General features: G+C 73.6%; 22 protein-coding genes. 18 read left to right on the top strand and 4 right to left on the bottom strand.

Features of this window, described 5'->3' with window-relative positions:
* Positions 1 to 14 precede the first annotated feature (14 nt).
* From IF37_RS0102975 to IF37_RS0102995, 5 genes are all read left to right on the top strand, one after another.
* Entirely contained in the window at positions 15 to 407 is a 393-nt protein-coding gene (locus tag IF37_RS0102975) for a VOC family protein (protein ID WP_030735599.1), read from the top strand.
* 93 nt (positions 408 to 500) lie between these two features.
* Complete coding sequence (locus IF37_RS0102980) at positions 501 to 3,731, top strand: S41 family peptidase (protein ID WP_173456703.1); 3,231 nt, start codon at positions 501 to 503, stop codon at positions 3,729 to 3,731.
* Between the two features lie 106 nt (positions 3,732 to 3,837).
* Entirely contained in the window at positions 3,838 to 4,191 is a 354-nt protein-coding gene (locus IF37_RS0102985; RefSeq protein WP_030735605.1) for a histidine triad nucleotide-binding protein, read from the top strand.
* 6 nt (positions 4,192 to 4,197) lie between these two features.
* Positions 4,198 to 5,103 carry a ribonuclease Z gene (locus IF37_RS0102990; RefSeq protein ID WP_030735607.1) on the top strand — a complete coding sequence of 302 codons (906 nt, stop codon included), beginning with the start codon at positions 4,198 to 4,200 and terminating at the stop codon, positions 5,101 to 5,103.
* Between the two features lie 20 nt (positions 5,104 to 5,123).
* Complete coding sequence (locus IF37_RS0102995) at positions 5,124 to 6,113, top strand: adenosine deaminase (protein WP_030735609.1); 990 nt, start codon at positions 5,124 to 5,126, stop codon at positions 6,111 to 6,113.
* A 151-nt stretch (positions 6,114 to 6,264) separates the two neighbouring features.
* On the opposite strand, the gene IF37_RS0103000 is transcribed toward IF37_RS0102995, so the two are convergent.
* On the bottom strand, positions 6,265 to 7,512 hold the full coding sequence (locus tag IF37_RS0103000; protein WP_030735610.1) for an MFS transporter: 1,248 nt from the start codon (positions 7,510 to 7,512) through the stop codon (positions 6,265 to 6,267).
* A gap of 285 nt (positions 7,513 to 7,797) precedes the next feature.
* On the opposite strand from IF37_RS0103000, the gene IF37_RS0103005 reads away from it, so the two are divergent.
* From IF37_RS0103005 to era, 10 genes are all read left to right on the top strand, one after another.
* Positions 7,798 to 8,694 carry a 5-dehydro-4-deoxyglucarate dehydratase gene (locus tag IF37_RS0103005; protein ID WP_253915631.1) on the top strand — a complete coding sequence of 299 codons (897 nt, stop codon included), beginning with the start codon at positions 7,798 to 7,800 and terminating at the stop codon, positions 8,692 to 8,694.
* A complete protein-coding gene (locus tag IF37_RS0103010) occupies positions 8,691 to 9,980 on the top strand; it encodes a glucarate dehydratase family protein (protein ID WP_030735612.1) in 1,290 nt (429 codons plus the stop codon). The genes IF37_RS0103005 and IF37_RS0103010 overlap by 4 nt, the downstream gene beginning before the upstream one ends.
* Before the next feature lie 85 nt (positions 9,981 to 10,065).
* Entirely contained in the window at positions 10,066 to 11,208 is a 1,143-nt protein-coding gene (locus IF37_RS0103015) for a carbohydrate kinase family protein (RefSeq protein ID WP_301540304.1), read from the top strand.
* A gap of 221 nt (positions 11,209 to 11,429) precedes the next feature.
* Complete coding sequence (locus IF37_RS0103020; RefSeq protein ID WP_079165527.1) at positions 11,430 to 12,509, top strand: PhoH family protein; 1,080 nt, start codon at positions 11,430 to 11,432, stop codon at positions 12,507 to 12,509.
* 12 nt (positions 12,510 to 12,521) lie between these two features.
* Positions 12,522 to 13,019, top strand: a complete 498-nt coding sequence (gene ybeY / locus IF37_RS0103025; RefSeq protein WP_030735618.1) for an rRNA maturation RNase YbeY — start codon at positions 12,522 to 12,524, stop codon at positions 13,017 to 13,019.
* A 9-nt stretch (positions 13,020 to 13,028) separates the two neighbouring features.
* Positions 13,029 to 14,330 carry a hemolysin family protein gene (locus IF37_RS0103030; protein ID WP_030735620.1) on the top strand — a complete coding sequence of 434 codons (1,302 nt, stop codon included), beginning with the start codon at positions 13,029 to 13,031 and terminating at the stop codon, positions 14,328 to 14,330.
* The gene (locus tag IF37_RS0103035) at positions 14,327 to 14,686 is read left to right on the top strand and encodes an MmcQ/YjbR family DNA-binding protein (RefSeq protein ID WP_030735622.1); all 360 of its coding nucleotides are present in this window, start codon (positions 14,327 to 14,329) and stop codon (positions 14,684 to 14,686) included. Before IF37_RS0103030 ends, IF37_RS0103035 begins: the two co-directional genes overlap by 4 nt.
* Positions 14,687 to 14,772: 86 nt before the next feature.
* Positions 14,773 to 15,126, top strand: coding sequence for a cytidine deaminase (locus IF37_RS0103040; protein ID WP_030735625.1), 354 nt, complete (start codon positions 14,773 to 14,775; stop codon positions 15,124 to 15,126).
* A gap of 56 nt (positions 15,127 to 15,182) precedes the next feature.
* On the top strand, positions 15,183 to 15,407 hold the full coding sequence (locus tag IF37_RS0103045; RefSeq protein WP_030735628.1) for a hypothetical protein: 225 nt from the start codon (positions 15,183 to 15,185) through the stop codon (positions 15,405 to 15,407).
* An 84-nt stretch (positions 15,408 to 15,491) separates the two neighbouring features.
* A complete protein-coding gene (era, locus tag IF37_RS0103050; protein WP_030735631.1) occupies positions 15,492 to 16,445 on the top strand; it encodes a GTPase Era in 954 nt (317 codons plus the stop codon).
* 25 nt (positions 16,446 to 16,470) lie between these two features.
* On the opposite strand, the gene IF37_RS0103055 is transcribed toward era, so the two are convergent.
* The 3 genes from IF37_RS0103055 to IF37_RS0103065 are packed head-to-tail and all read right to left on the bottom strand — an operon-like array spanning position 16,471 to position 19,200.
* Entirely contained in the window at positions 16,471 to 17,784 is a 1,314-nt protein-coding gene (locus IF37_RS0103055; protein WP_030735635.1) for a GH1 family beta-glucosidase, read from the bottom strand.
* Between the two features lie 57 nt (positions 17,785 to 17,841).
* On the bottom strand, positions 17,842 to 18,108 hold the full coding sequence (locus tag IF37_RS0103060) for a protealysin inhibitor emfourin (protein ID WP_030735638.1): 267 nt from the start codon (positions 18,106 to 18,108) through the stop codon (positions 17,842 to 17,844).
* Positions 18,109 to 18,129: 21 nt separating this feature from the next.
* Positions 18,130 to 19,200, bottom strand: coding sequence for a M4 family metallopeptidase (locus tag IF37_RS0103065; RefSeq protein ID WP_030735640.1), 1,071 nt, complete (start codon positions 19,198 to 19,200; stop codon positions 18,130 to 18,132).
* 340 nt (positions 19,201 to 19,540) lie between these two features.
* Here IF37_RS0103065 and leuA point away from each other — a divergent pair, with 340 nt between their 5' ends.
* The 3 genes from leuA to IF37_RS0103080 all read left to right on the top strand — a co-directional run bounded on the left by leuA (position 19,541) and on the right by IF37_RS0103080 (position 23,467).
* Positions 19,541 to 21,262, top strand: coding sequence for a 2-isopropylmalate synthase (leuA, locus tag IF37_RS0103070; protein WP_030735643.1), 1,722 nt, complete (start codon positions 19,541 to 19,543; stop codon positions 21,260 to 21,262).
* Positions 21,263 to 21,449: 187 nt separating this feature from the next.
* Positions 21,450 to 22,145, top strand: coding sequence for a TerB family tellurite resistance protein (locus IF37_RS0103075; protein WP_030735645.1), 696 nt, complete (start codon positions 21,450 to 21,452; stop codon positions 22,143 to 22,145).
* Positions 22,146 to 22,273: 128 nt separating this feature from the next.
* Entirely contained in the window at positions 22,274 to 23,467 is a 1,194-nt protein-coding gene (locus tag IF37_RS0103080; RefSeq protein WP_037855516.1) for an exo-alpha-sialidase, read from the top strand.
* The last annotated feature ends 6 nt before the right edge of the window (positions 23,468 to 23,473 follow it).

Consider the following 23,473-nt stretch of genomic DNA (forward strand, 5'->3'; position numbering starts at 1 on the left):
GGCCGGGGGACACCGTGGAACTCGCCCAGGTCCGGCTGCTGGTCACCGACTTCGCCGCCTGCTACCGCTTCTACGCCGACGTCCTCGGCCTCCGGCCGCAGTCCGGCGCGAGCGAGGGCCCGTACGAGAAGTTCGGCCTCCACGCCGGCTCCGCCGGGATCGCCCTCCAGGACCGGACGATGATGGCCGGGGTCCTGGCCGAGCTGGGCGACACCGCCACCGGCCACCGGTCCCTGGTCGTGCTGCGCGTCGACGACCTCGACGCCTACTGCGCGCGGATCATCGAGCGGGGCGCGGACCTGCTGCACGGCCCGGCCCCCATGACCGACCGGATGCGCGTGGCCCACCTCAAGGACCCGGAGGGCAACCTCGTCGAACTCCAGGAGTGGCTGCTGCTGCGCGGCTGACCCGCGCGGCCCCGGCCGCGTCCGTACGGCCCGTCCGGGGCGCGTGCGGGCAAAGGGGAGCGGCGCGCACCGGTCGCTGCGTAGAGTGACGGGGTGACTCAGGGCGCTTCGACGGGAACCACGGAAACCTCCGGCTATCTCCGATACCCCCATGTGCACGGCGACTTGGTGACCTTCGTCGCCGAGGACGACGTGTGGCTCGCCCCGCTCGACGGCGGCCGGGCCTGGCGGGTCAGCGCCGACAACAGGCCGGTGACCCAGCCCCGCGTATCACCGGACGGCCGGCACCTGGCCTGGACCTCCACCCGGGACGGCGCCCCCGAGGTGCACGTCGCCCCGGTCGACGGCGGCCCCGCCGAGCGGCTGACGTACTGGGGCAACCGCCGTACGGAGGTGCGCGGCTGGACCCCGGACGGGCGGGTGCTCGCGCTCGGCGCGCACGGCCGGCACAGCTTCCGGCACACCTGGGCGCACGCCGTCCCGCTGGACGGCGGACCGGCCGAGACCCTGCCGTACGGCCCGGTCGGCGCGGTGGCCCACGGCCCCGCCACCGTGCTGCTGTCCGCGCCGATGGGCCGCGAGGCCGCCTACTGGAAGCGCTACCGGGGCGGTACGGCGGGCAAGCTGTGGATCGACCGCGCCGCCGAAGGGGAGGCGGGCGCCGGGGAGTTCGTACGGCTGCACGAGGACGTCGACGGGAACATCGAGTGCCCGGTGTGGGCCGGCGACCGGATCGCGTTCCTCTCCGACCACGAGGGCACCGGCGCCCTGTACTCCTCCCTCGCCGACGGCTCCGACCTGCGCCGGCACACCCCCCTCGACGGCTTCTACGCCCGGCACGCGGCCGGTGACGGCACCCGGGTCGTCTACAGCTCGGGCGGCGAACTCTGGCTGCTGGACGACCTGGAGGGCGCCGAACCGCGCCGGCTGGACGTACGGCTCGGCGGCCCCCGCGCCGATCTGCGGCCGTACCCCGTCAACGCCTCCCACTGGTTCGGCGAGGCGTCCCCCGACCACACCGCGCGCGGCAGCGCCGTCTGTGTGCGCGGCGGAGTCCACTGGGTCACCCACCGCTCCGGCCCCGCCCGCGCCCTGGCCGCCACCCCGGGCGTCCGGGCCCGGATGCCGCGCGCCTTCCGCGCCGAGGGCGAGGAGTGGGCGGTGTGGGTGACGGACGCCGAGGGCGAGGACGCCCTGGAGTTCGCCCCCGCGACCGGCACCGTGCCCGGCGCGCCCCCGCGCCGGCTGGCCGCCGGACAGCTCGGCCGGGTGCTGGAGCTGGCCGTGGCCCCCGACGGCAGCCGGGCCGCGGTCGCCGCGCACGACGGCCGGCTGCTGCTCGTGGAGCGGGAGACCGGCGAGGTCCGCGAGGTCGACCGCAGCGACGACGGCGAGGTCTCCGGGCTCGTCTTCTCACCCGACTCCGCCTGGCTCGCCTGGGCCCACCCCGGCCCCCGCCCGCTCTCGCAGCTGCGCCTCGCCCACACCACCGACCTGTCGGTCATCGAGGCGACCCCGCTGCGCTTCCAGGACTACGCGCCCGCCTTCACCCTCGACGGCAGACACCTCGCGTTCCTCTCCAACCGCGCCTTCGACCCGGTCTACGACGAGCACGTCTTCGACCTGGCGTTCGTGGTCGGGTCCCGGCCGCACCTGATCACCCTGGCCGCCACCACCCCCTCGCCCTTCGGCCCGCAGCGCCACGGCCGCCCCTTCGAGGCCCAGGACAAGGACGAGACACCCGACAGCGAGGGCACCCCCGTCACCCGCATCGACCCCGAGGGGCTCGCCGACCGGATCGTGCCCTTCCCGGTCGAGGCCGGCCGCTACTCCACCCTGCGCGCCGCCAAGGACGGCGTGCTCTGGCTGCGCCACCCCGTGCGGGGCGTCCTCGGCGCCTCCCGCGCCCACCCCCAGGACCCCGGCCCGCACACCGAGCTGGAGCGGTACGACCTCGCCCGGCGCCGCCTGGACCCCCTCGCCTCCGGCGCCGACCACTTCGAGGTCAGCGGCGACGGCACGCGCCTGCTGCTGTGGACCGACGACCGGCTCCGGGTGGTGCCCGCCGACCGGCGCACCGGCACCGACGAGGACGGCGACACCGGCGTCACCGTCGACCTCGCCCGGGTCCGGCAGACCGTCGACCCGGCCGCCGAGTGGCGGCAGATGTACGACGAGACCGGCCGGCTCATGCGCGACCACTTCTGGCGGCCCGACCTCGGCGGCGTCGACTGGGACGGCGTCCTGCGCCGCTACCGTCCGCTGCTGCGCCGGCTGGCCACCCACAGCGACCTGGTCGACCTGCTCTGGGAGGTGCACGGCGAGCTGGGCACCTCCCACGCCTACGTCACCCCGCCCGGCGGCGCCGGCCGGGCCCGGCACGGCCTGCTCGGCGCCGACATCTCCCGGCACGCGGACGGCAGCTGGCGCATCGACCGCATCCTCCCGTCGGAGACCTCCGACCCGGACGCCCGCTCCCCGCTCGCCGCGCCCGGGGTCGCGATCCGCCCCGGTGACGCGGTCATCGCGGTCGCCGGCCATTCCGTGGACCCGGTGACGGGCCCCGGCCCGCTCCTCGTGGGCACCGCCGGCCACCCGGTGGAGCTGACCGTCTCCCCGGCGGGCGGCGGCGAGCCCCGGCACACCGTCGTCGTCCCGATCGCCGACGAGGAACCCCTGCGCTACCACGCGTGGGTCGCCGACCGCCGCGCCCACGTCCACGCGGCCTCCGGCGGCCGGCTCGGCTACCTGCACGTCCCCGACATGCAGGCCCCCGGCTGGGCCCAGATCCACCGCGACCTGCGGGTGGAGGTCGCCCGCGAGGGCCTCGTGGTCGACGTCCGGGAGAACCGCGGCGGCCACACCTCCCAGCTCGTGGTGGAGAAGCTCGCCCGCCGGATCGTCGGCTGGGACCTGCCCCGCGGCATGCGCCCCACCAGCTACCCGCTGGACGCGCCCCGCGGCCCGGTCGTCGCCGTGGCCAACGAGTTCTCCGGCTCCGACGGCGACATCGTCAACGCGGCCGTCAAGGCCCTCGGCATCGGCCCGGTCGTCGGCACCCGCACCTGGGGCGGCATCATCGGCATCGACAGCCGCTACCACCTGGTCGACGGCACGCTGGTGACCCAGCCGAAGTACGCGATGTGGCTGGAGGGGGTCGGCTGGGACCTGGAGAACCACGGGGTGGACCCGGACGTGGAGGTCGTCCAGCGCCCGCAGGACTGGGTGGCGGGCCGGGACACCCAGCTGGACGCGGCGGTCGCGCTGGCGCTGGAGGCCCTGGAGAGCAGCCCCGCGAAGACACCGCCGGAGATGCCCCGCTGAGGATCCGGGCCCGGGGCCCGGCGGATTCCGCCCGGCCCCGGACGCCACGCGCCCGACCGACTACCATGCCACCGTATTGATCACCGGCGAAGAGGAGCGCACGCGCATGGCCGGAGAGCCGCAGGACGACTGCCTGTTCTGCAAGATCGTCGCGGGCGGGATCCCGGCGACGATCGTCCGCGAGACCGAGACGACCGTGGCCTTCCGGGACATAAACCCCCAGGCCCCCACGCACGTCCTGGTGATCCCCAAGGCCCACTACGAGAACGCGGCCGAACTCGCCGCGAGCGCCCCGCAACTGGCCGCCGACGTCCTCGCCGAGACCAAGGCCGTCGCCGACGAGGAGAAGCTCGACAGCTACCGCCTCGTCTTCAACACCGGCTCCGGCGCCGGCCAGACCGTCTGGCACGCCCACGCCCACGTCCTCGGCGGCCGTGGCCTGACGTGGCCGCCCGGGTAACTCGGCATGTCCGTCCGTGAACTGGTGGTCCTCGGTACCGCCAGCCAGGTCCCGACCCGGCACCGCAACCACAACGGCTATCTGCTCCGGTGGGACGGCGAGGGCATCCTGTTCGACCCCGGCGAGGGCACACAGCGGCAGATGCTGCGCGCCGGGGTCGCCGCCCACGACCTGAACCGGATCTGCGTCACGCACTTCCACGGCGACCACAGCCTGGGCCTCGCCGGGGTCATCCAGCGGATCAACCTGGACCGGGTGCCGCACGGGATCAGCGCGCACTACCCGCTCTCCGGTCAGCGGTTCTTCGACCGCCTGCGCTACGCGACCGCCTACCGGGAGACGGTCCGCCTCACAGAGGCCCCGGTCGCCGCCGACGGCCCCCTCGCGGTGACCCCGTCGTACACGCTTCAGGCCCGCCGGCTCTCCCACCCCGTCGAGTCCTACGGCTACCGGCTGGTCGAACCCGACGGCCGGCGCATGCTCCCCGACCGGCTCGCCGCGCACGGCGTCCGGGGTCCGGACGTCGGCGTGCTCCAGCGCGAGGGACGGCTCGGGAAGGTGACGCTGGAGGACGTCAGCGAGGTGCGGCGCGGACAGCGGTTCGCGTTCGTCATGGACACCCGGCTCTGCGAGGGCGTGCACGCCCTCGCGGAGGGCTGCGACCTGCTCGTCATCGAGTCCACGTTCCTGGACGAGGACGCGGGGCTGGCCGAGGAGCACGGACACCTGACGGCCGGGCAGGCCGCCGCCGTGGCCCGGGACGCCGGCGTGCGGCACCTCGTGCTCACCCACTTCAGCCAGCGCTACACCGATCCCGGGGAGTTCGAGCGGCAGGCGCGGGCGGCCGGGTTCGCGGGGGAGCTGACGGTGGCGTACGACCTGCTGCGGGTGCCGCTTCCGAAACGGCGGTAAAACACCCGTACCATGCTTTGATGCCCCTCCCGAAAGCAGAACTGCACCTCCATATCGAAGGCACCCTGGAGCCTGAGCTGGCGTTCGAGCTGGCCGCCCGCAACAGGGTGACCCTCCCGTACGCCGACACCGACGCGCTCCGCGAGGCGTACCGCTTCGAGGATCTCCAGTCCTTCCTGGACCTGTACTACGAGCTGATGACCGTGCTGCGCACCGAGCAGGACTTCGCCGACCTGGCGAACGCCTACCTCGCCCGGGCCGCCGCGCAGGGCGTACGGCACGCGGAGATCTTCTTCGACCCGCAGGCCCACCTGGCCCGGGGCGTGTCCATGGGCACGGTGGTGGAGGGGCTGTGGCGGGCGCTGGGCGGCAGCGAGGCGGCCCACGGCGTCTCCACCAAGCTGATCATGTGCTTCCTGCGGGACGAGTCCGCCGAGTCGGCGCTCGCCACCCTGGAGGCGGCCGAGCCGTACCTGGACCGGATCACCGGGGTCGGCCTCGACTCCGCCGAGGTCGGGCACCCGCCGGCGAAGTTCCGGGAGGTCTACGAGGCCGCCGCCGCGCTCGGGCTGCGCCGGGTCGCGCACGCCGGTGAGGAGGGCCCGCCGGAGTACATCACCGAGGCGCTGGACGTGCTCGGCGTGGAGCGCGTCGACCACGGTCTGCGCTGCCTGGAGGACTCGGCGCTGGTCGAGCGGCTGGTCCGGGACCGCGTGCCGCTCACCCTGTGCCCGCTGTCCAACGTCCGGCTGCGCGCCGTGGACAGCCTGGCCGGCCACCCGCTGCCGGCCATGCTCGACGCGGGGCTGCTGTGCACGGTCAACTCCGACGACCCGGCGTACTTCGGCGGGTACGCGGGCGACAACTTCGACGCGCTGCGCTCGGCGCTGGGCCTGGACGAGGAGCGGCTGCGCGAACTGGCCCGCAACTCCTTCCTCGCCTCCTTCCTGGAGGACGACGAGGAGCGCCGCGCGCGCTATCTGGCCGAGGTGGCGGCGTACCGGTTCTAGACGGTCCTGGACGGTCCTGGACGGTTCTCGTCCGGCTCGGCCCGGGTCCGCCCCGGACCGGTTCCGTCCCGAGGGCGCCTGGCCGCCGCGTCCGTCGGGGACTCTCGGTGGCGACCGTGCCGGTCAGCGGACTCGGTGACGGCCGTGCCGGTCAGGGAGCCTGGATAGCGGCCGCGGTGTCGTAGGCGCCCCGGGCGGGGACGGCCGGGCTGTCCACCGGGATCTCCACCACCGCCGGAGTCCCGCGGCCGGCCCGCAGCGCGACCGCGGTCACCGGTGCCGCGATCAGCAGCAGCCCGGCCGCGAGGACCGCGCCCATGACCGGGAAGCCCGCCCACGCGGCCAGCAGGCTGCCGGTCAGCGGCCCGGCCGCCGTGCCCAGCGACGAGGCGGAGCCCACGAGCACCGCCCAGCGGCCGTGCGGGTCCAGCGAGGCGGCGAGGCCGATGAGGTACGACAGCACGACCGGGTAGAGCAGGTTCCAGGCGATCTCGCCCGCGGCGAAGGACGCGAGGCCGGTCGCGGACGCGCTCAGCGCGACACAGCCGGCGATCAGGGCCGTACCGGCGCCGATGGGCAGCGCCCGGCCGAACCTCGGGCCGAGCGCCCCCGCGCCCGTCACCCCCAGCAGCCCCGCCCCGAGCGCGACGGCGAAGACCGCCCCCACCGTGGACTCCGACAGGTGGGCCTGGACCAGGCCGATGCGCCCGCTCACCCCCCACAGCGCGTTCTGGGCCAGCGACCAGCAGGGCATCGTGGCGGCGAGGACCAGCCCGCGGCGCAGGTGCGGCGGACGGGCGGCGGACCGCCGGCGGCGACCGCCCGGGGCGGGTGCCGGGCGGTCGCCGGTCGCGTGCCCGGGCAGGCGTCCGGGCAGGCGTCCGGTGAGCGGCCACACGGCGAGCGCGGTGAGCGCGAGCGCCGCCAGCGGCTGGGCGTGCCCCGGCCCGAGGTGCGGCACCGCCAGACAGAGCGCGCCCGCGAGCGCGGACACCCCGAGGAGCCCCAGCGTGGTCACCCGGTGCGGGTCGCGCTGGGCCGCGATGCCGCTCACGGCCACCGCGGTGACCGTGCCGGACCCGGCTCCGCCGAGCACGGCGCCCGCGACCACGGCCGGCACGGCGTCGGTGAGGGCGGCCCCGCCGTATCCGAGGACGGCGAGCGCGAGGCCGACGCGGGCCGCGCGCCGCGCCCCCGCCCGGTCGACCCGGGAGGCCAGGAGGAACCCGGCGCTCGCCGAGCCCAGCAGCAGGGCGCTGCCGACGGCACCGGCCTGAGTGGCCGTCAGCGGCAGTCCCGCCGCCAGGCGTCCGACCGTCGTCGGCAGGAGATACGGGGCGAGGTACCCGGCCGTGAACAGGGCGGCGAGGGGCCAGGGCGGGGTGCGGCGGGCGGACACGGGCGTTCCCAGGGGAGGCGAAAGGAGCGGCGCGGAAAGGGAGATGAAGGGGGAGCGGGCGACGGCCGTCGACGGACGGGAACGCGCGAGCAAGTTGTATCAAGCACGCGGTAACGGAAGAAGGCCGATGGGTGTGATCTGGACCACGGTCGCGTTTGGTGCTGGTGGGGGAGGGTAGAAGCGTCTAGCCTTCGTTCTCATATGTAGACACTATTCACAAGGGGAGATGGTCCGGTGAGCGGTGACCCGGCTCCGCAGGACGTGGCGCGGCGACTGCGGGAGGGGATGGCGCGCGGCGTGCTCTCCTTCCCGCTCACCGCCTTCCACGGCGACGGCGCCCTCGATCCCGACGGCTTCCGCGCCCATGTGGCCGGCCGGCTCGCGGCCGGACCCGGCGCCCTCTTCCCGGCCTGCGGCACCGGCGAGTTCTTCTCGCTGGACGAGGACGAGTACCGCCAGGTCGTCAGCGCCGCCGTCGAGGAGACGGCCGGCCGGGTGCCCGTGGTGGCCGGCACCGGGTACGGCTGGGCGCAGGCCGCCCGGTTCGCGCGGATCGCCGAGGAGGCGGGCGCCGACGCCCTGCTCGTGCTGCCGCACTACCTGACCGACGCGCCACAGGACGGCCTCGCCGCCCAGCTGGAGCGGCTCGCCGCCCGCACCCGGCTGCCGCTCATCGCCTACCAGCGCGGCCAAGTCGCCTACACCGCCGACTCGTTGCGCCGCATCGCCCGGATTCCGAACGTCATCGGCCTCAAGGACGGCCACAGCGACCTCGACCGCCTCCAGCGCCTCACCCTCGCCGCCCCCGACGGCTTCCTCTTCTTCAACGGCGCCGCCACGGCCGAGATCCAGGCCCGCGCCTACGCCACCGTCGGCGTCCCCGCCTACTCCTCCGCCGTGCACGCCTTCGCCCCCGAGATCGCCGGCGCCTTCTTCACCGCGCTGCGCGAGGCGGACCACGGCGCCGTCGACAAGCTGCTGCGCGCCTTCTACGTCCCGTTCGTCGAACTGCGCGACCGCACGCCCGGATACGCCGTGTCCCTGGTGAAGGCGGCGGCCCGGCTGCGCGGGCAGCCCGTCGGGCCGGTGCGCGCCCCGCTCGCCGACCCCTCGCCCGCCGACCTCGCCGACCTCAGGGCGCTGCTCACCGCCGGCCTGGACCTCGTAGGAGCCTCCCTGTGACCCGTGACCTGACCATCGCCGAGGTGCGGCTGACGCCGGTCCTGGTCGCCGACGCGCCGCTGCTCAACACCCAGGGCGTGCACCAGCCGTACACCCCCCGGCTGATCGTGGAGGTCGTCACGGCCGGGGGGGTCACCGGCATCGGCGAGACCTACGGCGACACCAAGTACCTGGAACTGGCCCGGGCGCTGGCCGGACGGCTCGTCGGGCGATCGGTCATGGATGTGAACGGGCTCGAGGGGATCGACGTCGCCGTGGACGCCTCCCGGGTGGAGGGCCAGACGGACGCCGGCGGGCTGCGCGGGGTGCAGACCGCCGGCAAACTGCGGCTGTCCGTGCTGTCCGCCTTCGAGGTCGCCTGCCTCGACGCCCAGGGCAGGGCGTTCGGCCTGCCCGTGCACGCGCTGCTCGGCGGCAGGGTGCGCGACGCGGTCGAGTACAGCGCCTACCTCTTCTACAAGTGGGACGGGCACCCGGCGGGCGTCCCGGCCGAGCCGGACGAGTGGGGTGCCGCGCTCGACCCGGCGGGCGTGGTGGCGCAGGCACGCCGGTTCCAGGAGCGGTACGGCTTCGGCTCGTTCAAGCTCAAGGGCGGGGTCTTCCCGCCCGAGGAGGAGATCGCCGCCGTCCGCGCCCTCGCCGACGCTTTCCCCGGACATCCGCTGCGGCTCGACCCCAACGGCGCCTGGTCGGTCGGTACCTCGCTGGCGGTCGCGCGCGAACTCGGCGACGTCCTGGAGTACCTGGAGGACCCGGCACTGGGCACGCCCGCCATGGCGGAGGTCGCCGCGCGGACCGGCACCCCGCTGGCCACCAACATGTGCGTGACCACCTTCGAGGAGATCAAGGAGGCGTTCACCAGGGGCGCCGTGCAGGTCGTGCTCTCGGACCACCACTACTGGGGCGGGCTGCGCAACACCCAGCGGCTCGCGGCGATCTGCGCCGCCTTCGGCGTCGGGGTGTCCATGCACTCCAACACCCATCTCGGCATCAGCCTGGCAGCGATGACCCAGGTGGCGGCCACGGTCCCCGGCCTCCACCACGCCTGCGACTCGCACTACCCCTGGCAGTCCGAGGACGTCCTCACCGAACGGCTCTCCTTCACCGGCGGCCGGGTCGCGGTGTCCGACGCGCCCGGCCTCGGCGTCGAACTGGACCGGGACGAACTCGCCCGGCTGCACCGGCGCTGGGCCGACGACGACGGCACGTTCCGGGACCGCGACGACGCGGCGGCGATGCGCGCGGCCCGGCCGGGCTGGCGGACCCCGGTGATGCCCCGCTGGTGACCGGCGCGCCCGTCCCGGTGCGTGACCTGGTGCACACTGGCCAGAACCGCACCACGCCAGGGAGCGCACCGTGACGCCGTCGCACATTCTCACCGGAGAGGAACCGGAACACCTCACCCAGGCAGCGCGCCGCCAGGCCCGGGTCGACCCGCTCGCCGCGCTGCGCGCCCCCGGGGACCCGCCCTGGGACGTCTACCTCACCGGCACCGTCTTCCTCGACATCATCTTCACCGGCCTGGACACGGCGCCGGTACGCGGCACCGAGTCCTGGGCCCGGGGCATGGGTTCCAGCCCCGGCGGGGTCGCCAACATGGCCGCCGCCCTGGCCCGGCTCGGCCTGCGCACGGCCCTGGCCGCCGCCTTCGGCGACGACCACTACGGCGAGTACTGCTGGGACGCGCTGGAACAGGGCGAGGGCATCGACCTCGCCGCCTCGCGCACCGTGCCCGGCTGGCACTCGCCGGTCACCGTCTCCATGGCCTACGAGGGCGAGCGGACCATGGTCTCGCACGGGCACGAGCCGCCGCCCGAGGCCGTCTTCGGCCAGGACGGGGCCCCGGCCCGGCCGCCCCGCGCGCGGGCCGCCGTCGCCTCCCTCACCCCGGGCCGCAGCGCCCCGTGGATCGCCGACGCCGCCCGCGCGGGCACCCGCATCTTCGCCGACGTCGGCTGGGACGAGACGGGCGCGTGGGACCTGTCCGGCCTCGCCGACCTGGAGCACTGCGAGGCGTTCCTGCCCAACGCGGAGGAGGCGAAGCGGTACACCGGCGCCGACTGCCCGCGCCAGGCCGCGCACGCCCTGGCCGAACACGTGCCGGTGGCCGTGGTGACGCTGGGCTCCGACGGGGCGTACGCGGTGGACCGGCGGACGGGGGAGACGGCGGAGGTGCCGGCGATCGCGGTGGAGGCGCTGGACCCGACCGGCGCGGGCGACGTGTTCGTCGCCGGGTTCGTGACGGGCACGCTGGCCGGCTGGCCGCTGGCGGACCGGCTGGCCTTCGCGGGGCTGACGGCCGCGCTGTCGGTCCAGGAGTTCGGGGGCTCGCTGTCGGCGCCGGGCTGGTCGGAGATCGGCGCCTGGTGGCGGCGCGTGCAGTCCGTGCCGGGCCAGGAGCCGGCGGCCCTGAGCCGGTACGCCTTCCTGGAGGGCCTGGTCCCCGAGGAACTGGACCGCCCCTGGCCGCTGCGCCGGGCGGTCCCCACGATCGGCTTCCGGCGCTCGCTGTGACGGTCAGCAGACAGAAGCAGACAGAAGCAGACAGAAGCAGACAGAAGCGGACCGGAGCGGACCGGAGCGGACCGGAGCAGGACCGCGGCGGGTCCGGGCGGACCGGGCGTTCGAAAAGCCCTACGGGCTTGTCGGTGCCCCGTCGTACCCTGGACAGTGCGAGGCCGCCCTCAGCTACGCGGCCGTGACGAGGAGGAAGCGCAGGCCTTCAGCGCCGGCCCATGACACAGACACCCACAGCTCACACCCCCGCGCAGGAGCAGGCGAGAGCGCAGTTCACCGTCCCCGCCCAGCACCCCATGGTGACCGTGCTGGGTTCCGGTGACTCCCTCCTGCGCGTGATCGAGAGGGCCTTCCCGGCGGCCGACATCCACGTCCGGGGAAATGAGATCAGCGCGGTCGGCGACCCCGTCGACGTGGCCCTGATCTCGCGCGTGTTCGACGAGATGATGCTGGTGCTCCGCACCGGACAGCCGATGACGGAGGACGCAGTGGAACGCTCGATCGCCATGCTCAAGGCGAGCGAGAACGGAACGAGCGACGGACCGGAGACCCCGGCCCAGGTGCTGACCCAGAACATCCTGTCCTCGCGCGGACGCACGATCCGCCCGAAGACCCTCAACCAGAAGCGCTACGTCGACGCGATCGACAAGCACACGATCGTCTTCGGCATCGGCCCCGCCGGCACCGGCAAGACCTACCTGGCCATGGCCAAGGCCGTGCAGGCCCTCCAGTCCAAGCAGGTCAACCGGATCATCCTCACCCGCCCCGCGGTCGAGGCCGGTGAGCGGCTGGGCTTCCTGCCCGGCACGCTCTACGAGAAGATCGACCCGTACCTGCGCCCGCTGTACGACGCGCTGCACGACATGCTCGACCCCGACTCCATCCCGAGGCTGATGGCCGCCGGGACCATCGAGGTCGCGCCGCTCGCCTACATGCGCGGCCGCACGCTCAACGACGCCTTCATCATCCTGGACGAGGCCCAGAACACGAGCCCCGAACAGATGAAGATGTTCCTCACCCGCCTCGGCTTCGACTCCAAGATCGTGATCACGGGCGATGTGACGCAGGTGGACCTGCCGGGCGGGCAGAAGTCCGGTCTGCGCCAGGTGCAGGAGATCCTCGAAGGCGTGGAGGACGTGCACTTCTCCCGGCTGTCGTCCCACGATGTCGTACGGCACAAGCTGGTGGGCCGTATCGTCGACGCGTACGAGTTGTACGACAGCCAGCACGGCACCGAGAACGGCACCCACAAGGGCGGCCGGGGCAAGACCGGCGCCAAGGGCACCAAGGGGAAGTAGACCAGCACGACCATGTCGATCGACGTCAACAACGAGTCCGGCACCGAGGTAGACGAGCAGGCGGTCCTCGACATCGCCCGCTACGCGCTCGCGCGGATGCGCATCCACCCGCTCTCCGAACTCTCGGTGATCGTCGTGGACGCCGACGCCATGGAGCAGCTGCACATCCAGTGGATGGACCTGCCGGGTCCGACCGATGTCATGTCGTTCCCGATGGACGAGCTCCGGCCGCCGTCCAAGGACGACGACGAGCCGCCGCAGGGGCTGCTCGGCGACATCGTGCTCTGCCCGGAGGTCGCCGCCAAGCAGGGCGCCGAGGCACCCACCCGGCACTCCATGGACGAGGAGTTGCAGCTGCTCACCGTCCACGGAGTGCTGCACCTGCTCGGGTACGACCACGAGGAGCCGGACGAGAAGGCCGAGATGTTCGGCCTCCAGGCCGCCATCGTGGACGGCTGGCGGGCCGAGCGCGGCCTGACCGGCCCGTCCCCGGCGCCGACCGTCTCGTAAGCGGGCAGCATGTCTCCGCAGATCGTGGTCGGCGCGATCGCGCTGGTCGTCGTCGCCTGGCTCGCCGCCTGCGCGGAGGCGGGCCTCGCGCGCGTCTCCAGCTTCCGCGCCGAGGAGGCCGTCAAGTCCGGCCGGCGCGGCAGCGCCCGGCTCGCCCAGGTCGCCGCCGACCCCACCCGCTACCTCAACCTGGCCCTGCTGGTCCGCGTGGCCTGCGAGATGGCCGCCGCGGCGCTGGTGACGTACGCCTGCCTCCAGGAGTTCGCCGCCACCTGGCAGGCGCTGCTGGTCGCCATCGGCGTGATGGTGCTCGTGTCGTACGTCGCCGTCGGCGTCTCCCCGCGCACCATCGGCCGCCAGCACCCCCTCAACACGGCGACCGTGGCGGCGTACGTGCTGCTGCCGCTGGCCCGCGTGATGGGACCCGTCCCCTCGCTGCTGATCCTGATCGGCAACGCGCTCACCCCCGGCAAGGGCTTCCGGCGCGGCCCGTTCGCCTCCGAGGCGGAGCTGCGCGCGCTGGTCGACCTCGCCGAGAAGGAGTCGCTGATCGAGGACGAGGAGCGCCGGATGGTGCACTCGGTCTTCGAGCTGGGCGACACCCTGGTCCGCGAGGTGATGGTGCCGCGCACCGACCTGGTCACCATCGAGCGCTTCAAGACCATCCGGCAGGCCCTCACCCTCGCGCTCCGCTCGGGTTTCTCCCGCATCCCGGTGACCGGCGAGAACGAGGACGACATCGTCGGGATCGTGTACCTGAAGGACCTGGTCCGCAAGACGCACATCAGCCGGGAGGCGGAGGGCGACCTGGTGTCCACGGCGATGCGCCCGGCCGTCTTCGTGCCCGACACCAAGAACGCCGGCGACCTGCTGCGCGAGATGCAGAAGGAACGCAACCACGTCGCCGTCGTCATCGACGAGTACGGCGGCACCGCCGGCATCGTCACCATCGAGGACATCCTGGAGGAGATCGTCGGCGAGATCACCGACGAGTACGACCGGGAGATCCCGCCCGTGGAGGGCCTCGGCGACGACCGCTTCCGGGTCACCGCCCGCCTGGACATCACCGACCTCGGCGAGCTGTACGGGCTGGAGGAGTACGACGACGAGGACGTGGAGACCGTCGGCGGACTGCTCGCCAAGGCCCTCGGCCGGGTGCCCATCGCGGGCGCGTCCGCCGGGGTCGAGCTGCCCGACGGACGCTGTCTGCGGCTGACGGCGGAGGCCGCGGCCGGCCGCCGCAACAAGATCGTCACGGTCCTGGTCGAGCCGGTCCCGGTGCCCGTCGCCCAGGAGGGGACACCCGAGTGACCCCCCGGGAGCTGCGCGCCCTGTGCCTGTCGTTCAACGCGGCCGTCGAGGACTTCCCGTTCAACCCGGAGACCTCGGTCTTCAAGGTGCTGGGGAAGATGTTCGCCCTGACGGCCCTGGACGCGCGGCCCCTGACGGTCAACCTCAAGTGCGACCCGGAGGACGCGCTCCGGCTGCGCGCCGCGCACGCCGGGCTGATCGCGCCCGGCTGGCACATGAACAAACGGCACTGGAACACCGTGACGGTGGACGGCGGACTCCCGGACCGGCTGGTCCGGGAGCTGGTCGAGGACTCCTACGACCTGGTCGTCGCCGGGCTGCCGCGCGCCGAGCGGCTACGGCTGGACCGCCCGTGACCCGGAGGCCCGGGCCCCCGCGGGGCACCGGGGCGCCGGGGACCCCGTGACGGGGCGGAGCCGCCGGGGCTTCGTATGCTCGGGGCATGACCGAGAGCAACGGGCTTGACCCCGAGGACCGCAAGATCGTCACCCTGGCCCGTTCCGCGCGGGCCCGCAACGGTGTGCCCGAGGGAGCGGCCGTACGGGACGAGACCGGGCGCACGTACGTCGCCGGGTCGGTGCGGCTCGCCTCGCTGCGGCTGAGCGCCCTGCGCACGGCCGTCGCCATGGCGGTGGCCTCGGGTGCCACGTCCCTGGAGGCGGCCGCGGTGGTGACGGAGGAGGAGTCCGTGGTGGCCGAGGACCTGGCCGCGGTGGCCGATCTCGGGGGCGCGGGGACGCCGGTGCTGCTGGCCTCGCCGGACGGCACCGTCCGGCGCACCGTGTCCGCCGGCTGACGTACCGGGGCCGTGCCCCGGGCCCCACGCGCCCGGGGCGGGCCGCACGGAAGGTCTTGCTCGGCGAGACCTGGAGCGGGGCGCCCCGGTTCGGCCGGGCCGAGGTGACGCTCACCGCGAGCGCCCGGGACACCCGGGAGTCGGCGAGCGCCGCCTTCCCCGCCGTGCCCTGGCCGCTGGCGGCGCTGGTCTGCGCCGCCGCGCCGACCGGGACGCTGCTGGTCACGGTGCGCCGGGCCCGCGCCCGCCGGTCCGCGCCGGGACGGCCGTCCCGGACGTAGCCGGCCGCCTGCCGGACCGCCGTGCCGGGGCCGGTGGACCGGGGCGGTACGGTCCAGCCCCGTGGATCAGGGACAATGAACGCCATGAGCGTGCGTACCCCGTCATCCGAGCAGCCGGCCGAGGCCGTCCACCGCGCCGGCTTCGCCTGCTTCGTGGGCCGCCCCAACGCGGGCAAGTCCACCCTCACGAACGCTCTGGTCGGGCAGAAGGTGGCGATCACCTCCAACCGCCCGCAGACCACCCGGCACACGGTGCGGGGCATCGTGCACCGGCCGGACGCGCAGCTGATCCTGGTGGACACGCCGGGGCTGCACAAGCCGCGCACCCTGCTGGGCGAGCGCCTGAACGACGTGGTGCGCACCACGTGGGCCGAGGTCGACGTGATCGGCTTCTGCCTGCCGGCGGACCAGAAGATCGGCCCCGGCGACCGCTTCATCGCCAAGGAGCTGGCCGGGATCAGGAAGACCCCGAAGGTCGCGATCGTCACCAAGACCGACCTGGTCGACTCCAAGGCCCTCGCCGAGCAGCTGATCGCCATCGACCAGCTGGGCAAGGAGCTGGGCATCGAGTGGGCGGAGATCGTCCCGGTGTCGGCGACCGGGGCCAAGCAAGTGGACCTCCTGGCCGACCTGCTGATCCCGCTGCTGCCCGAGGGGCCGGCCCTCTACCCCGAGGGCGACCTGACGGACGAGCCCGAGCAGGTGATGGTGGCGGAGCTGATCCGCGAGGCCGCGCTGGAGGGCGTCCGCGACGAGCTGCCGCACTCCATCGCCGTGGTCGTGGAGGAGATGCTCCCGCGCGAGGACCGCCCCGCCGACCGCCCCCTCCTCGACATCCACGCCAACGTCTACATCGAGCGCCCCAGCCAGAAGGGCATCATCATCGGCCCCAAGGGCAAGCGCCTGAAGGAGGTCGGCATCAAGTCCCGCAAGCAGATCGAGGCGCTGCTGGGCACCCCCGTCTTCCTCGACCTGCACGTCAAGGTCGCCAAGGACTGGCAGCGCGACCCGAAGCAGTTGCGCCGGCTGGGTTTCTAGCCGTTCCACCGCCGCCGGACCGGGGTCAGCGCTGCGCGCGCAGCAGTTCCCGGTACCAGTGGTAGGACGCCTTGGGGGTGCGCTCCTGCGTGCCGTGGTCGACGTGCACGAGGCCGAACCGGCGGGCGTAGCCCTCGGCCCACTCGAAGTTGTCCATCAGCGTCCACACGAAGTAGCCGCGCACGTCGGCCCCGGCCTCGATCGCCCGGTGCAGGGCCCGGATGTGGGCGTCGAGGTAGCCGATCCGCTCCTGGTCGTCGACGCCGTCGTAGGAGCAGCCGTTCTCGGTGATGACGACGGGCGGGAGCCGGTCGCCGTAGCGCGCGCGGAAGCCGGCGAGGAGTTCGGTCAGCCCCTCCGGTACGACCGGCCAGCCGAAGTCGGTCACCGGGCGCCCCTCGATCCGCCGCACCGAGAAGGGGAGTTCGGCCGGGAGCGCGAGTCCGCCGTACTCGGAGCCGCCGTCGCCGGGCGCCCCGACCAGACTCGGCGCGTAGTAGTTGACGCCGTAGAAGTCGACGGGCCCGGCGATCACCTCCAGGTCCGCCCCGGCGTCGCCGGGCATCAGCTCGGCCATGCCCTCCGGGTAGGCGCCGAGGAGGACCGGATCGGCGAACAGCCGGTTGAGCAGGGCGTCGTGGAAGTCCGCCGCCGCCACGTCGGCCGGTGCCGCGGAGGCCGGCCAGGTGGGGCCGTGGGAGTTGGCGATGCCGATGTCCGTGGCGCCGGCCGCGCGCAGCGCCCGTACCGCGAGGCCGTGCGCGAGGAGCTGGTGGTGGGCGACCGGGAGGGCGTCGAACAGGAGTCGCTTGCCGGGGGCGTGGGCGCCGATCGCATGGCCCAGCAGGGTGTGCTCGGCGGGTTCGTTCAGCGTGATCCAGGTGCCGATCCGGTCGCCGAGCCGTTCGGCGACGAGGGCCGCGTAGTCGGCGAACCGGTGTGCCGTGTCCCGTTCCAGCCAGTCCAGCGAGGCCGGCAGGTCCCAGTGGAAGAGGGTGGGGACGGGCCGTACCCCGGCCGCGCACACCTCGTCCACCAGGCGGTCGTAGAAGTCCAGGCCCCCGGGTGAGTTCACCCGGGGCCAGGAGATCGAGAAGCGGTACGCGTCCACGCCGAGCCCGGCGAGGAGGGCCACGTCCTCGGGGTAGCGGTGGTAGTGGTCGCAGGCCACCGCCGCCGTCGAGCCGTCCCTCACCCGCCCGGGCCCGGCCGTGAACACGTCCCAGACGGACGGCTCCCGCTCCCCGGCCGCGCCCTCGATCTGATGGGCCGAGGTCGACACGCCCCACAGGAAGCCGGCCGGGAACCGGGGGACCTCGGTGCCTGCGTCAGTCGCCATGGGCGGATCATCCGCACCCCCGGCGACGGAAGTCAACGCCCCCGGGGGAACCGCCGCTCACGCCCCCTCCTTCAGTACCCTCGACACCAACTCCCGCTGATCGTCGGTGAGTCGGGGGTCGGCCGCGTACACCGTGCGGCCGTCCACCGTGATCTCGTAGCTGAAGCCGTCCGGGACCCCCGTCGGGGGCGTGCCCGGACCGGACGCGAGGACGCGTCCCGCCAGGGCCTGCCACTCCAGGGCGTCGGGCCGGTCCGAGGTGTCCACCTCGGCCCGGCGCTCGATGCCCGCGAAACCGCCCGTGCGCCGCACTCGAATACGCATGGGTCCGTGTCTAGTACGGATCTACAGCGTCCGCACCCCCACCTGTCCCCATGCCTTCTGCACGGCCTGGAGTTCGTCCCCGGCGCCGAACCGCTCGCGCGCCGCCTTCACCGTGAGCGTGGCGAAGTCGGCGAAGAGGGCGTCCTCCTTCAGGTCGCCGCCGGTGAGCACGTCGTACCAGATCTGCCCGGCCTTCTCCCAGGAGTGGCCGCCGAGCGCCGTGGCGGCCAGGTAGAAGGCGTGGTTGGGGATGCCGGAGTTGATGTGCACGCCGCCGTTGTCGCGGCCGGTGCGGACGTAGTCCTCCATCCGCGCCGGCTGCGGGTCCTTGCCGAGGACGTCGTCGTCGTACGCCGTGCCCGGGGCCTTCATCGAGCGCAGGGCCACCCCGGTGACGCGCGGGGCGAGCAGGCCCGCGCCGATCAGCCAGTCGGCCTCGGCGGCGGTCTGGCCGAGGGTGTACTGCTTGATCAGCGAGCCGAAGACGTCGGAGACCGACTCGTTCAGGGCGCCGGACTGGCCGTAGTACTCCAGGTTCGCGGTGTGCTGGGTGACGCCGTGGGTCAGCTCGTGGCCGATGACGTCGACCGGGATGGTGAAGTCGAGGAAGACCTCGTTGTCCCCGTCGCCGAAGACCATCTGCTCGCCGTTCCAGAAGGCGTTGTCGTAGCCCTCGCCGAAGTGCACGGTGGCGTCCAGCGGCAGCCCGTTGCCGTCGATGGAGTGCCGGCCGTACGCCTTCAGGTACAGCTCGAAGGTGGCGCCGAGGCCCGCGTAGGCGCGGTTGACCGTGGCGTCCGAGCCGGGCTCGGAGCCCTCCTCGCGGACCTTGGTGCCCGGCAGGTCCTGGCCGTGCTCGGCGTCGTAGATGGTGCGGTGCGGCCGGTCGGCGGCGGCGCCCGCGGGCGGGGTGACGGCGGTCGCGCCGATCACCGTGGTGAGGCGGCGCTTGGTGCGCTGGTAGGAGTCGTGCTCCAGGGAGCGGCGGGCCGGGCCGGAGAGCGCGGGGTCCTCCTGGCGTGCGAGTCGGTCGAGGACGTGCGGCGGCACGATCGTGCAGAAGACGGGCTCGAAGCCTCCGTGGGTCGTCATCTCAGCACCATTGCACTGTGTGACGTTCGTGTCACTACCTGCCACCATGATTGGTGAAATACCGGGACAGGCGACGCGACACTGCGTGACGATGTGGTACGGCGATGTGGGGCAGCGCACTTTTTGTCCCGTTATGCCGTGCGGTCCCGCATACTGGGACAGGCCCGCGCGCCCGGAACGGCTCGGCTAGGCTGCGGAGCATCATGCGTAACTGGCTGCTTCTCCTTAGCTGCCGCGGTGAGGGCCTGTAGTCGAGGCCGACCCCCTCCCCGCGGAGCTCGGCGTTGCGTCGTCGGCCGTCCACTCGGACATCCGGACACCCAGAGGAGCCCCCGCAGTCATGGCCAACCGCCAGCAGCCCAGCCCCATGCCGATCCACAAGTACGGCCGGTACGACCAGGTCGACATCCCGGATCGCACCTGGCCCGACCAGCGGATCACGATCGCCCCCCGCTGGCTCTCCACCGACCTGCGCGACGGCAACCAGTCCCTGATCGACCCGATGTCGCCCGAGCGCAAGCGGCGGATGTTCGACCAGCTGGTCAAGCTGGGCTACAAGGAGATCGAGGTCGGCTTCCCGGCCTCCGGCCAGACCGACTTCGACTTCGTGCGCTCCATCATCGAGGAAGAGGGCGCGATCCCGGACGACGTCACGATCTCCGTACTGACCCAGGCCCGCGAGGACCTGATCGAGCGGACCGTGGAGTCCCTGAAGGGCGCCCGGCGCGCCACCGTCCACCTGTACAACGCCACCGCCCCCGTCTTCCGTCGGGTCGTCTTCCGCGGCTCCAAGGACGACATCAAGCAGATCGCCGTCGACGGCACCCGCCTGGTGATGGAGTACGCCGAGAAGCTGCTGGGCCCGGAAACCGAGTTCGGCTACCAGTACTCGCCGGAGATCTTCACCGACACCGAGCTGGACTTCGCGCTGGAGGTCTGCGAGGCGGTGATGGACGTCTACCAGCCGGGCCCGGGCCGCGAGATCATCCTCAACCTGCCGGCCACCGTGGAGCGTTCGACCCCGTCGACGCACGCGGACCGCTTCGAGTGGATGCACCGCAACCTCTCCCGCCGCGAGTACGTCTGCCTGTCCGCCCACCCGCACAACGACCGCGGTACGGCCGTGGCCGCCGCCGAGCTGGCGGTGATGGCCGGCGCCGACCGCGTCGAGGGCTGCCTGTTCGGACAGGGCGAGCGCACCGGCAACGTCGACCTGGTCACCCTGGGCATGAACCTGTTCTCGCAGGGCGTCGACCCGCAGATCGACTTCTCCGACATCGACGAGATCCGTCGTACGTGGGAGTACTGCAACCAGATGGAGGTCCACCCGCGCCACCCGTACGTGGGCGACCTGGTCTACACGTCCTTCTCCGGCTCCCACCAGGACGCCATCAAGAAGGGCTTCGACGCCATGGAGGCCGACGCGCGGGCCAAGGGCGTCACGGTCGACGAGATCGAGTGGGCGGTGCCGTACCTGCCGATCGACCCCAAGGACGTCGGCCGCTCCTACGAGGCCGTCATCCGCGTCAACTCGCAGTCCGGCAAGGGCGGCATCTCCTACGTCCTGAAGAACGACCACAAGCTGGACCTGCCCCGCCGCATGCAGATCGAGTTCTCCCGGATCATCCAGGCGAAGACCGACGCCGAGGGCGGCGAGATCACGCCGAAGGAGATCTGGGAGGTCTTCCAGGACGAGTACCTGCCGAACCCCGAGAACCCGTGGGGGCGCATCCAGGTCAGGACCGGCCAGTCCACGACGGACACCGACGGCGTGGACACCCTCACCGTCGAGGCCACCGTGGACGGCGCGGACACCGTCCTGACCGGCTCCGGCAACGGTCCGATCTCGGCCTTCTTCGACGCCCTGCACGCCCTGGACTTCGACGTACGCCTGCTGGACTACCAGGAGCACACGATGAGCGAGGGCGCCTCCGCGCAGGCCGCCTCCTACATCGAATGCGCGATCGACGGCAAGGTCCTGTGGGGTATCGGCATCGACGCCAACACGACCCGCGCGTCGCTGAAGGCGGTCGTCTCGGCCGTCAACCGCGCGGCCCGCTGAACCCCGCCACACCGGGCCTCTCCGGCGCCCCGACCGCCCCGTACGGCGGCCGGGGCGCCGTCATGTATCGGCCAACACGCCCCACAGGTCACGGAAAGGTCTCTCCCGGGGTACTGACTCCGCCTCGCCGATGTGGCTAACATCACGCCAGCGCGGCGATGTTGCCGCGCCGTTACGGAGGTGCGACGTGCTGCCAGTACGGGGACGAGACGACCGCGCCGCCAGGGCTGCGCGCATCCTGGGCACCCGCACCGCGTGGACACCCGTCGGGGACGGCGAGTTCTTCTGCCCCGGCTGCGGCGGCGACCGCAACTACCAGCGGCTCACCGGCCGCCGCCGGCTCACCCTGCTCGGCGTGCCCGTGCTGCCGCGCGGCGCGACCGGACCGGTGGTGGAGTGCGCGGCCTGCGGACACCACTTCGGCACCGAGGTGCTGGACCACCCCACCACCCGCCGCTTCTCCGCGATGCTCCGCGACGCCGTGCACACCGTCGCCCTCGCGGTGCTCGCCGCGGGCGGCACCTGCTCCCGCACGGTGCTGGAGACGGCCGCCGCCACGGTCCGCGCGGCCGGCTTCGCCGACTGCACCGAGGACCGGCTCGCCGCCCTGGTCGAGGCCCTCGCCGCCGACACCGGACGCTACTTCGAGCAGCCGTGCGGGGCCGGGCTGACCATAGAGCTGCACGAGTCGCTGGACCCGCTCGCCCCGCACCTGTCCCCGGCCGGCCGCGAGTCCCTGCTCCTCCAGGCCGCCCGCATCGCCCTCGCCGACGGCCCCTACACCCCCGCCGAACGCGACGCCCTGGCGACGGTGGGAGCGGCCCTGACGATCCCCGCGGACGACGTGACCCGGCTGCTGGCGGCGGCGCGGACCCCGTCCTGACCGCCCCCGGGCCCCCGCCGGACCCGCCCGCGGCACCGGGCGGCGCGGCCTCCTTCCCCCCGATGTTCCCCCGGATGTTCCCCCGGATGGAGTAAGGCCGGCCCGGTGATTGCGGGGAGCATCAGGGCGTGATGCCGCGCAGTCGTTCCCTCCTGGCCCCGCTGGTGCTCCTCGCCTCGCTGACCGTCGCCCTGCCCGCGCACGCGGCGCCGCACGCGGCGCCCGGCGGCTGCGGCTCCTCCGTGCCGTACGTGTCCGGGCGGGACGGCTACGCCGTCTACCGCATCCCGGCCGTGGTGCGGACCCGGCACGGCACGCTCCTCGCGTTCGCCGAGGGCCGGCGCGGCGGCGCCGGCGACACCGGCGACATCGACGTCGTCCTGCGCCGCTCCACCGACGACGGCTGCACCTGGGGCCCGCTCACCGTGGTGACCGCCGGACACGGGGACACCCGGGGCAACCCGGCGCCCGTCGTCGACCCGCGCACCGGCGCCGTCGTCCTGGTGACCTGCGGCAACCCCGGGACCGTGACGGAGGCGCAGATCATGCGCGGCGAGGTGGCGCCGGGGCGGGGCCGCCGGGTGTTCGTGCAGCGCAGCCGGGACGACGGCGTCAGCTTCGGCGCGCCCCGGGACATCACGGCCCAGGTGACCCGGCCGGGCTGGCGCTGGTACGCCACCGGACCCGGCCACGCGGTCGCGCTCACCCGGGGCCCGTACTCCGGGCGTCTGCTGATCCCCGCCAACCACTCCGCGGCCCCGCCCGCCGGCTCCCGCGACACCGGGCGGGAGTCCCGGTACTACGGCGGCCACGCCCTCTACAGCGACGACGGCGGCCTCGGCTGGCACCTCGGCTTCGTGGACGCCGGGTACGACGGCGTGACCAACGCCAACGAGACCAGCGCCGCCCAGCTCCCCGACGGCCGCGTCTACTTCGGCGCCCGGGACCAGAACGGCACCGCCCCCGGCAACCGGCTCGACAGCTACTCCGGCGACGGCGGCCGCACCCTGGACCGCCCCTACGCCGTCCAGCCGTCCCTCGACGCCGTCCCGGTGGTCCAGGGCAGCGTCCTCCAGCCCCCGGACCCGGACGCGCCCCTGCTGTTCTCCGCGCCCTCCGTGCCGACCGCCCGCCGCGCCCTGGCCCTGTGGACCAGCACGGACGCCGGCCGCACCTTCACCCGGGCCCGCACCCTCACCGACCGCCCGGCCGCCTACTCCGACCTGGTCCGGCTCGCCCGTGACCGGATCGGCGTCCTCTACGAGACCGGCGCCCGGGGGCCGTACGAGGCCCTGGTCTTCCGGCGTGTCGACCTGCGCTAGCGAAGA

Source organism: Streptomyces sp. NRRL S-31, from assembly GCF_000718775.1.
Taxonomy (GTDB): domain Bacteria; phylum Actinomycetota; class Actinomycetes; order Streptomycetales; family Streptomycetaceae; genus Streptomyces.

Bases quoted from the DNA above. Each gene is read 5' to 3' on its own strand.
- IF37_RS0102985 (WP_030735605.1), top strand. From the start codon at position 3,838: ATGGCCGGAGAGCCGCAGGACGACTGCCTGTTCTGCAAGATCGTCGCG.
- IF37_RS0102990 (WP_030735607.1), top strand. From the start codon at position 4,198: ATGTCCGTCCGTGAACTGGTGGTCCTCGGTACCGCCAGCCAGGTCCCG.
- IF37_RS0102995 (WP_030735609.1), top strand. From the start codon at position 5,124: ATGCCCCTCCCGAAAGCAGAACTGCACCTCCATATCGAAGGCACCCTG.
- IF37_RS0103005 (WP_253915631.1), top strand. From the start codon at position 7,798: ATGGCGCGCGGCGTGCTCTCCTTCCCGCTCACCGCCTTCCACGGCGAC.
- IF37_RS0103020 (WP_079165527.1), top strand. From the start codon at position 11,430: ATGACACAGACACCCACAGCTCACACCCCCGCGCAGGAGCAGGCGAGA.
- ybeY (WP_030735618.1), top strand. From the start codon at position 12,522: ATGTCGATCGACGTCAACAACGAGTCCGGCACCGAGGTAGACGAGCAG.
- IF37_RS0103030 (WP_030735620.1), top strand. From the start codon at position 13,029: ATGTCTCCGCAGATCGTGGTCGGCGCGATCGCGCTGGTCGTCGTCGCC.
- IF37_RS0103040 (WP_030735625.1), top strand. From the start codon at position 14,773: ATGACCGAGAGCAACGGGCTTGACCCCGAGGACCGCAAGATCGTCACC.
- era (WP_030735631.1), top strand. From the start codon at position 15,492: ATGAGCGTGCGTACCCCGTCATCCGAGCAGCCGGCCGAGGCCGTCCAC.
- IF37_RS0103055 (WP_030735635.1), bottom strand. From the start codon at position 17,784: ATGGCGACTGACGCAGGCACCGAGGTCCCCCGGTTCCCGGCCGGCTTC.
- IF37_RS0103060 (WP_030735638.1), bottom strand. From the start codon at position 18,108: ATGCGTATTCGAGTGCGGCGCACGGGCGGTTTCGCGGGCATCGAGCGC.
- IF37_RS0103065 (WP_030735640.1), bottom strand. From the start codon at position 19,200: ATGACGACCCACGGAGGCTTCGAGCCCGTCTTCTGCACGATCGTGCCG.
- leuA (WP_030735643.1), top strand. From the start codon at position 19,541: ATGGCCAACCGCCAGCAGCCCAGCCCCATGCCGATCCACAAGTACGGC.